This is a genomic window from Dapis hubbardiae BLCC-M172 (genome assembly GCF_050016015.1).
Classification (GTDB): Bacteria; Cyanobacteriota; Cyanobacteriia; order Cyanobacteriales; family Microcoleaceae; genus Trichodesmium.
This window is the reverse complement of sequence record NZ_JBNHEQ010000169.1, coordinates 25063-35402: the sequence shown is the minus strand read 5'-3', so window position 1 is coordinate 35402 and position 10340 is coordinate 25063. Positions and strand designations below refer to the sequence as shown.

General features: G+C 34.0%; 8 protein-coding genes. 5 read left to right on the top strand and 3 right to left on the bottom strand.

Annotated elements, in window-relative coordinates:
• Window positions 1-1334 precede the first annotated feature (1334 nt).
• From ACP6PK_RS15535 to ACP6PK_RS15525, 3 genes are all read left to right on the top strand, one after another.
• Window positions 1335-4835, top strand: a complete 3501-nt coding sequence (locus ACP6PK_RS15535; RefSeq protein ID WP_426560578.1) for a response regulator — start codon at window positions 1335-1337, stop codon at window positions 4833-4835.
• Between the two features lie 846 nt (window positions 4836-5681).
• Window positions 5682-6269, top strand: coding sequence for a PDC sensor domain-containing protein (locus tag ACP6PK_RS15530; protein ID WP_426560576.1), 588 nt, complete (start codon window positions 5682-5684; stop codon window positions 6267-6269).
• Window positions 6247-7212, top strand: coding sequence for an adenylate/guanylate cyclase domain-containing protein (locus tag ACP6PK_RS15525; protein WP_426560574.1), 966 nt, complete (start codon window positions 6247-6249; stop codon window positions 7210-7212). The genes ACP6PK_RS15530 and ACP6PK_RS15525 overlap by 23 nt, the downstream gene beginning before the upstream one ends.
• On the opposite strand, the gene ACP6PK_RS15520 is transcribed toward ACP6PK_RS15525, so the two are convergent.
• From ACP6PK_RS15520 to ACP6PK_RS15510, 3 genes are read right to left on the bottom strand one after another with little or no spacing between them, the layout of a single operon-like run.
• The gene (locus ACP6PK_RS15520; protein ID WP_426560572.1) at window positions 7203-7409 is read right to left on the bottom strand and encodes a hypothetical protein; all 207 of its coding nucleotides are present in this window, start codon (window positions 7407-7409) and stop codon (window positions 7203-7205) included. The two genes, ACP6PK_RS15525 and ACP6PK_RS15520, sit on opposite strands and share 10 nt — an antisense overlap.
• On the bottom strand, window positions 7399-7773 hold the full coding sequence (locus ACP6PK_RS15515) for a DNA methyltransferase (RefSeq protein WP_426560584.1): 375 nt from the start codon (window positions 7771-7773) through the stop codon (window positions 7399-7401). Before ACP6PK_RS15515 ends, ACP6PK_RS15520 begins: the two co-directional genes overlap by 11 nt.
• A 10-nt stretch (window positions 7774-7783) precedes the next feature.
• Window positions 7784-8104: a DNA methyltransferase gene (locus ACP6PK_RS15510; protein ID WP_426560570.1), complete on the bottom strand. Its 321-nt coding sequence runs from the start codon at window positions 8102-8104 to the stop codon at window positions 7784-7786.
• 132 nt (window positions 8105-8236) lie between these two features.
• On the opposite strand from ACP6PK_RS15510, the gene ACP6PK_RS15505 reads away from it, so the two are divergent.
• Window positions 8237-8479 carry a hypothetical protein gene (locus ACP6PK_RS15505; protein WP_426560568.1) on the top strand — a complete coding sequence of 81 codons (243 nt, stop codon included), beginning with the start codon at window positions 8237-8239 and terminating at the stop codon, window positions 8477-8479.
• Window positions 8480-10243 (top strand): DNA cytosine methyltransferase, encoded by a 1764-nt coding sequence (locus ACP6PK_RS15500; protein ID WP_426560566.1) that lies wholly within the window; start codon window positions 8480-8482, stop codon window positions 10241-10243.
• Window positions 10244-10340 lie beyond the last annotated feature (97 nt).

Genomic DNA, 10340 nt, shown 5'->3' with positions numbered 1-10340 from the left:
TCAGATATATATTATACCCTTTTTTTTACTATTTTTTCACTAAAGTCCCGATATAGCAAAATTTTTGAAAAATGGTATCAGGAGTCATAATAAATGGGCTTTATCTATTATTTTGTATCTTGAATCATCTTTTTTTCAAATATAATTTCCCGATCAAATATTTTAATCCTGCTTATTATTCGTAACATTCTTGTGTAAAAAAAGTATAATACAATTTCTTTAAAACTTCTGTACATTTTCTTAAGTAGTCGAGTAGAGAAGTGGTAAAAATATGAATAATTAATACTCTCCTGGGGTGCTAATTATCAAAAAAGTTCCATGTGCCTGTATTAACTACTTAATAATTATTGCTGTAGCAATCCTAAATAGGTCGCGGTTCATTAATTGATAATTGATAATTGATAATTGATAATTACCTCTCCCTTTTAGGGAGAGGATTGACGAATAAGGAAAAGATTTATTTCTCTTGTTCGATTAGATATGGCGTTTGCTAGCGCAAAGCTCCGCTTTATATGTCGCGCAGCGTTAACGTTTTTTCCCCTTGAAAGGGGAGGCTTCAAGGCGTGAATGATCTAATTATTTAATTGTTTAATTATTAATTATTTCGGTAATCAAAAAGTAGATAAAAAACTTAAAACTCCCGCCTGTTCCCTCTTCCCAGTTATATCATATGCCCCCTCCGGGGGAGCTACGAATTGCTGATAATCACTTATAATAAAGTTTTTGTTAGTAGTATAGCTCTCAGCCTTAACTGTAGATAGTGCTGAGAGCTATACTACGAGCTTTTTATATAATAACTATTTAACCGAACATAATATTAAGTGTTCCCTAAAAGCGGTAAGGTTTTTATACACAAATAAAATAGGATTGCTATATAATATAGAAACAATTTGGTATCTTTGCAAAGGTGTAGGTTTTTGGCACAGGAGTCAAGAGTCATAAAATTGAATTGAGAAGTCAGGAAATTGAGAAATATAATAGAGAAAAAAGGTAAAAAAAGGTAAAAAAAGGCCATTATATTCACCATCTCGCGTTTTCCCCTACTGCCCATCTATAATTTTATACTAAATCCGGTTTATAGGGTATCCTTTTGAGGAGACGGGGAGATGGTTAGAGATAATTTTGAAAAAGGTAAGGTATGATAACTCGATTTGGTATTAAATAGATCCTAAATGGATTCTATAGCATTTCCCAAGAAGCGTGAAGTACAGTTATCTTTTTATCTTTTCATTACTCCCTATTCCCTATTCCCAGTTAAGTGTTCCCTGTTCCCTCAAAGCTAGAATTTTGTACCTCAACATTATGAGAACTGCTATATAAATTAGTATTATATCTTGACGACATACCCTAATTCCAAAGTAGTTGAAGTAATTTTAAACGATAGTTTTATTTTTGATAATTATTATAATACCAACCTAGACAAAATGTTTAACAAACTTTCTCTAAAAACTGTCCTTATTGTCCCCTTTATTCTGCAAATAGTGACTGCTGTTGGATTAGTAGGATATTTTTCTTTTACCAATGGACGCCAATCAGTTGATACTTTGGCGAATAAGTTAACTAAAGAAATTAGCATTCGTATTCAGCAACACGTTTTAGATTATCTAGATAAATCTCATCAAGTCCTAAGAATAACCAATGATGCTATTACCAGTGGGAATTTTGATGTTTATGACTTTAGGGCAATGCAACTCTACTTTTGGCAAATTGTCAAGCAAGAGAAGTGGAAAAGTGAGCTTTTCTTTGGTAATGAACAGGGAGAATTTATTAACGTTGACATTAATCCTGACAATGGAGATATTATCTTCAGAATTCGGACTACAGAGACTCAACCACTGCGTAAAATATATCAGTTAGATGAGAGTGGCGAAATAGGCAAACTATTAAGAGTTAAAGAGTACGATCCGCGTATTCGTCCCTGGTATCAAGCAGCAAAAAAACGGGATACACCTACATGGAGTCCTATTTATTCAGCCTTTTCTGGTTCTAACACATCTTTAGACATAGCTGCAGTTAAACCTGTTTTTGATTCTGACGGTGATTTAATCGGAGTTTTAGGTAATGAAAATAGCTTAACGCAGATGACAGAATTCCTTAGCGACTTAATGATTAGTCCTAATGGCAAAAGTTTTATCATGGAGCGATCTGGAAATTTAATTGCTAGTTCCCAAATTCTCGAACCTTTTGTGATTAGTGAAGTTGATGGAAAGAGAAAAATAGAACGCTTACACGCTCTTGACAGTGGTAATAGTATGGTAAGCGTGACTGCAACCCACCTAGAAGAAACATTTGGTAGTTTAGAAAAAGTAGATAGCAGCAAACAACTCAATTTCCCTATTAATGGAAAGTGGTACTATGCAAGTGTTATGCCAGTTGCAGACGGACGGGGTATTGATTGGTTAGTAGTAGTTGTTGTTCCTGAAGATGACTTCATGACAAAAATAGATGCCAATACCAGAACTACTATTTTATTGAGTGTTACTGCTCTGACTGTAGCTATATTAGTAGGGATAGTTACTACTCACTGGATTACCCAACCAATTTTACAACTTAATACTGCGGCTAAAGAAATTGCGGAAGGTAAGTGGGAAAATAAACTTGATATTCACCGTGGCGATGAAGTAGGAGAACTTGCTCAGTCCTTTGATCGCATGGCGCTCCAGCTCAAAAATTCCTTTGGCACCCTAGAAGCAAAAAACGAAGAACTAAAAAAATTAGATCGCCTCAAAGACGAATTTTTAGCCAACACTTCCCATGAACTACGCACTCCACTTAATGGTATTATTGGTATTGGTGAATTTCTGATAGATGGTTGTACAGGTAAGTTGAATCCTGTAACTACTTCTAACGTAACTATGATGGTTTCTAGTGCTCGTCGTCTTTCCAATCTTGTTAACGATATTCTTGACTTTTCTAAAATTACACATAACACACTAGAATTACAAACTAAAGCTGTTGATGTCCGTGGAGTAGTAGAAACAGTAGTTACTTTAAATCAAATTTTGGTCAGCAAAAATAAAAATCTGCAATTAGTAGATGCTATTCCCACTAATTTACCTCCTGTTTGTGCTGATGAAAACCGTCTACAACAAATTCTCTACAACTTAATTGGTAATGCTATTAAATTTACTGAGTCCGGTAAAGTCGAAATCTGTGCAGTAGTAATTACCAATAATTCTGTACATTCTCCTGGTGTACTTTCGGTCTCAGAAGACTCCAGTCAAAGTCAAGAGCAATCTCAAGAAGTAAAAATTATTGTCTGTGATACTGGTATTGGTATTCCGACTGATAAGCTAGAAAGTATTTTTGAATCCTTTGAACAAGGAGAAGGTTCTACAGCAAGGAAATATGGCGGTACAGGTTTAGGGTTAGCAGTCACCAAACAATTAGTCGAACTCCACGGCGGTCAAATTTGGGTAGAGTCAGAGATTGGTGTCGGTTCTCGTTTTAGTTTTACCCTACCCATTTCTCAACAACCTGTAGCAGATACCCCTAGTCTTACTACTCCTACAGTTAATAGTGTTCGCTATCTGATTGATCAAGTAGACACACCTCCAGAAAGCGAACCGATAGAAAGTAATTTAGCTGAGGGTAATTTTCACATTTTAGTTGTTGATGATGAACTGATAAATATTCAAGTTTTGCGTAATCATCTCCAAGCTAACAACTACAAAGTTACTGAAGCATTAAATGGAAAAGAAGCTTTAGCTGCTTTGGAGGAGCAAGATAATTTTGATCTGATTTTGCTAGATGTAATGATGCCAAATATGTCTGGCTATGAAGTTTGCGCTAAAATTAGAGAAAAATATCCTCCCCAAAGTTTGCCTATTTTAATGTTAACTGCTAAAAATCAGGTGGCTGATTTGGTAATGGGTTTCCAATTTGGTGCTAATGATTATTTAACTAAACCTTTTGCTAAAGATGAATTATTAACTAGAATTAAAACTCATATTCAATTATCAAAAATTACTAACTCCTACGAGCGTTTTGTACCCCACGAATATGTGAAATTACTTTCAAAAGAAAATATTCTAGATGTTAATTTAGGGGATAGAGTTAGTAAAAAAATGGCAATTTTCTTTTCTGATATTCGCTCTTTTACAACTATATCCGAGCAGATGACTTCTCAAGAAACTTTTGCTTATGTCAATAGTTATCTAGAACAAGTTTGTCCAGAAATCCGCGATCGCAACGGTTTGATTATTAAATTTATGGGAGATGGGATTATGGCAGTATTCCCAGATGGCGTTGATGATGCAGTCCAAGCAGCTATTGCTCAACTCAAGAAATTACAGGAATATAATCAGGTTCTACGAAGTACAGGTTGGATGCCGATGAAAATTGGAATTGGTATTCATTGGGGTCACATGATGGTAGGTATAGTTGGGGAGGAAACTCGGATGTCTGGAGATGCACTTTCTGATAATGTGAACTTGACGGCTCGTTTGGAAGGTTTGACTAAGTTTTATGGTGTTTCTTTATTAATTTCTGAGTCAGCTTTTAACTGTTTAAAAAATCCCCAAAAATATCAAATTCGGTTTTTAGATCGGGCATCTGTTAAAGGTAGAGATGAACCGATTAATGTTTATGAAGTGCTGGATGGTGAAATTGATTATGTACGAGAATTCAAATTAAAAACTGAGGCAGATTTTGCATTAGGTTTAGAGTGTTATCGTTTAGGAGATTTAGTTTCTGCTAAAGATTATTTTGAGAAAGTTAAAGATGTGAATTCTTCAGATAAAACAGCTCAACTTTATTTGGAAAGAATTGATGAGTTGATGGTAAGTGGTGTACCTAAAAATTGGGAAGGGGTTTGGGCATTTACTCAGAAGTAAGGAATAATTAATAATGGATAATGAATAGCAAGTGATTGAATAGCATAATAGACCTAGGCGTGAAAAAGATATATATTTTTTGGAGGAGTAGGGAACACTTAACTGGCAACGCTTAACTGGCAAGATATTTTTATGAAAAAGGCATGAAAAAGGATTTTTTATGGTTGATTTTTCTTTCTTGAGCATATCTAACTCAAAGGTTTATTTATTTTCCGGAGATGTCTAATATATAGAACCCCTGAAGGTATCTTTGTAAAGGAGTCAGTCATCAGGAGTCAACCCACCCCTAACCCCTCCGGTGGAGGGGAAGTCAGGAGGAAAGAGAATTTATCAAGATTTACACGCTAATATGAAGATGAAAGTTTTGTTATAGCGCTACTTGAATCGGGAATAGGGAACAGGGAACAGGGAACAGCAGACTATCAAACTGTTTCAGGGTTTAGAAATGTCCTAACCTTTGCTTCGACTGCTATATACCGAACCCGAGCGGATTTGATATAAGTACATAATAAAGATATATTCGATAAGAACACAGGAAATCAATTATCCTACATACATCATCAATTATTCTCCTCCCAAGAGAGGTTAGGAGTGGGTTTCCTACTCCCTACTCCCTACTCCCTACTCCCTATTTTCTGTAGATGTCTAATAGATCCCTTCAGGGGTTCTATAAAATTTATTAGTAATATTTTTTTTAGCAGATGTAAATTATCAAACAAAGATAGTTGCTTTCCTATAGATTTTCTCTAACTAACAAAATCTTCCATCAATTCATATCCTTTCCTTTTGTTAAAATAAGAAATGGTATAATTTATGACTTCTGGCTCCTAAAAAAAACTGCGCAAAATGCTTAACAAACTTCCCCTAAAAACTGTGCTTATTGTCCCCTTTATTCTGCAAATTGTAACTGCTGTGGGATTAGTAGGATATTTTTCTTTTACTAATGGACGTCAATCTGTTGAGACTTTGGCGAGTAAGTTAACTTTGGAAATTAGTATTCGTATTCAGCAACACGTTTTAGATTATATAAATAAACCTCATCAAATGCTCAGAATAATTAGCGATCCTATTACCAGTGGCAACCTTGATCCCTACGACTTTGCTGCAATGCGACTCTACTTTTGGCAAATTATCGAACAGAAGAAGTGGAAAACCAATCTTTTTTTTGGTAATGAACAGGGGGAATATATGAGCGTTAAAATTGATCCTCAGAATGAAGAAGATATTGTCTTTAAAATTCGGACTACAGCTACCCAACCATTGCGTGAAGTTTATTTGTTAGAGGAGGATGGCGAGATAGGCAAATTCTTAAAAGTTAGAGAATACGATCCGCGTATTCGCTCCTGGTATCAAGCAGCAAAAAAAATGGGTAAACCTACATCAAGCCCTATTTATTCTGCCTTTGCTGGTTATGGGTTTCCAATTTGGTGCTAATGATTATTTGACTAAACCTTTTGCTAAAGATGAATTATTAACTCGGATTAAAACCCATATTCAATTATCAAAAATTACTAATTCTTATGAACGTTTTGTTCCCCACGAATATGTAAGATTACTCGCTAAAGAAAGTATTATTAATGTCAATTTAGGAGACAGAGTAAGTAAAGAAATGGCAATTTTCTTTTCTGATATTCGTTCTTTTACAACCATATCTCAAAAGATGACTTCTCAAGAAACTTTTGCTTTTGTGAATGGTTATTTAGAACAGGTTTGTCCAGAAATTCGCGATCGCAACGGTTTAATTATTAAGTTTATGGGAGATGGCATTATGGCAGTATTCCCGGATGGCGCTGATGATGCAGTCCAAGCAGCTATTGCTCAAATCCAGAAATTACAAGAACATAATCAGAACCTAAAAACAGAAGATTTTCCCCCAATAAAAATTGGTATAGGTATTCATTGGGGTCATATGATGGTTGGTATAGTTGGAGAGAAAGGTCGAATGTCTGGAGATGCACTTTCTGATAATGTGAATTTGACGGCTCGTTTGGAAGGTTTGACTAAGTTTTATGGTGTTTCTTTATTAATTTCTGAGTCAGCTTTTAACTGTTTAAAAAATCCCCAAAAATATCAAATTCGGTTTTTAGATCGGGCATCTGTTAAAGGTAGAGATGAACCGATTAATGTTTATGAAGTGCTGGATGGTGAAATTGATTATGTACGAGAATTCAAATTAAAAACTGAGGCAGATTTTGCATTAGGTTTAGAGTGTTATCGTTTAGGAGATTTAGTTTCTGCTAAAGATTATTTTGAGAAAGTTAAAGAGATTAATTCTTCAGATAAAACAGCTCAACTTTATCTGGAAAGAATTGATGAGTTGATGGTAACTGGTGTACCGCAAAATTGGGATGGGGTTTGGGCATTTACTCAGAAGTAAGGAATAATTAATAATGGATAAAAGAGAATTAATAGCAAATGATTCACAAATGATTCAATAGCATAAATATAAAAATTACTAAGAAAGTAACGTAGACTTATTGGGGGCGATCGCTCAACTCTGGAGCATCTTCTGTGATTTCCTGTTAATACAGCGTTATAGCTGCGTAACATAATATTTTCTTGATTATTTTCCATAACTAAATTCTACACATATAGAACCCATGTAAGGATCGAGAACTATTTCACCTTGATTTGTAGTAGCTAAAATTATTCTAGCCACTAAATCTTCTGGAAATTGACATGGATGTATAGTTTGCTCTTCGTGATTATGTTTAACATTTCTAAATAACCAAATATCTCCAGGATTTTTACCATCAGGATTACAGGAAAACTCACCTTTTTTATTACCTTTATAATGTTTTTTATTCTGATATTTTTGAGGAACTCGAATAGCATCTAAATTAAATGTATAAGTATCGGATTTGGTAAACCAGAGAATTGTTTCGTGGCGACAAGAAAATTTTTTCCGAGCGTGGAGACCATGTTGTCTAGCCCAAATAATTCTATTTCTAGGAATTAAGCCGCAGGATTCTAGGATGGTAAAAAAAGCGTATATCTAGAGGTATTAAAATTCCTTTATCTGAAAAAGCGCCTACTTGCCAAAATAGAGAACCTGTATTTTTGAGAATTCTAGTGCATTCTTGCAGAATAATAGTTTGTTCTTCGAGATAAATTTCTAAGGCTTTTCTCGCTTCATATTCTTTTCCTAAATTGTAGGGAGGTGATGAAACTACTAAGTCAACAGATTCATCGGGAAGACTTTTTAGTAAGTTAATGCAGTCTGTTAAAAGAATTTGATTTAGTGGTAGGGTATTTTGCTTGTTTGTCACTATTCTAGAATTGTAGTTGTTTCCTTCAAATTTTATTTTAACTAAGTAGATTAGTTTAATTATTTATTTATGATTAAAATGAAATAAGTTATGTTATAATAACATAATATTATTTTTTCAATTAATTATAGAATGCAACAATTATCTCTACCCCTAAATATACCAAATACCCAACCAAATACAAATTCGCAATTTCGAGCAATGCTAACAGCTTTAAATATAAAAAATTATCCTGGGTGGCCTGATGAATTTGGTATATCAATTCATAATTGGTTCACAAAAAATTCCTATTCTCCTATTAAAACTCTAAGTTTATTTACAGGTGGTGGTGGACTAGATATTGGCTTCCATGATTGCGGTTTTAACATAGTTTAAATGGTGGAATTAGAAGCAAAATATATTAAAACTTTAGAAGTAAATTCTCAGCCAGAAAAATACTTAGAAAACAGTGAACCTGTCTGCATAAATATTCAAGAATATTTTCCCTCTCCAGAATTAGAAATAGACTTTATTATTGGGGGTCCGCCATGTCAAACATTTTCAGCAGCAGGTAGAAGAGCATCTGGTGTTTCTGGAACAAATGATAGTAGAGGAACGTTATTTTCAGAATATGTTCGCATCTTAAAAAAACTACAACCAAAAGGATTTTTGTTTGAAAATGTTTATGGAATTATTGGTGCTGAAAATGGCAAAGCATGGCAAACAATTAAAACAGCATTTCAAGAAGCAGGCTATACAATTTACTATCGCATACTTGATGCAGCCGATTATGGTGTACCACAACATCGAGAGCGGCTATTTATTGTGGGATTAAAAAAAGGAAATTATTTATTTCCTGCTCCAACTCATGGACCTGATTCTGTTAATCAAGAACCTTTTTATACAGCATTAGCAGCAATAAAAGATATTAATGTTTCAGAAAAAGAATTAGGAATTAAAGGTAAATATGGGCATCTGTTAAATGATATACCACCTGGATTAAATTATAGTTTTTACACGGAGAAAATGGGTCACCCTGAGCCGATTTTTAGTTGGCGTTCTAAGTTTTCTGACTTCCTTTATAAAGCCGATCCAGAAATGCCAGTTAGAACTATTAAGGCACAAGGAGGACAATATACAGGACCTTTGAGTTGGGAAAATCGACGGTTTTCAATAGCAGAATTAAAACGACTTCAAACATTTCCTGATGTTTATGAAATTATTGGTAATCGTTCAGTTTGTATAGAACAAATAGGTAATTCTGTACCACCACAATTAGGAAGGATTTTAGCATTGAGTATTTTGGAGCAAGTTATGGGAGTTAAGTTACCATTTTCCATGCAATATTTATCTCCAACTCAACAATTAGGATTTAGACAACGAAAGCGTCAGTTGACAAAAAGATATGCAAAAAAAGCTCAGGAAGCGATCGCTAAATTACCTACTCAATCTCTAGAGAAATTACAAGCTGTATCTTCACCAATAAATAGTCATGTAAATCAAAAAAATATAGAAAAGTTTTTGTCTACAGATTTTGGTTGGTATGATTTGCCAAAAAACAATTCTGTAAAAATTTATATGAGTTATGATTTGCGGAAAAGTTATTGGTTAATAGATGGAGGTATTAGTCAGTTGGAAGAGAAAAAAAGTTTATATTCTATAGATATAATACCTGTCGCAAATTCTCAATATTGGGTTTTAAATACAGAGAGAGTAAAGTTAATTGCTCGCGATTGGAATTTGGAAGTATTTACAGGATTATGGAAAGCTTTTGAAGAAAAGTTGAGGCAAATAACGGGTAAAGCAGATTTAGTTCAATTATCTGGATATTATCAGTATCAACCAAAGATTAAAATGACAATGAATTTTTCTATGGAGTTAAAGACTAACTCTATTTGGCGAATAGTTGAATTTATTGTTAGAGGTTTAGGAGTAAAAACTCAACTATCTGCTCAAGAATTAGCATTTTTATGGGGAGTAAATGTTGAGGATATTTTTGACTATCTTCAATGTTTACGAAAAATTGGTTATGAAGTTAGGAATCACAATACAAATCCTCAAATTATTCCAGGAGAATATTTAATTCCCTACAGTTTTCCTACTTTAACACCTAAAAGTGTGCAATTAAGAAAAAATTTAGGAGAATGTACAGCATTATGAAATGATTAGTGAAAAAAACTGTAGGGGTTTGGTCTCCAAACCCTGGTCTCTAAAGCAAAGCGCAAATAGGATTTAGAAATAAAACCCCTACAGTAAA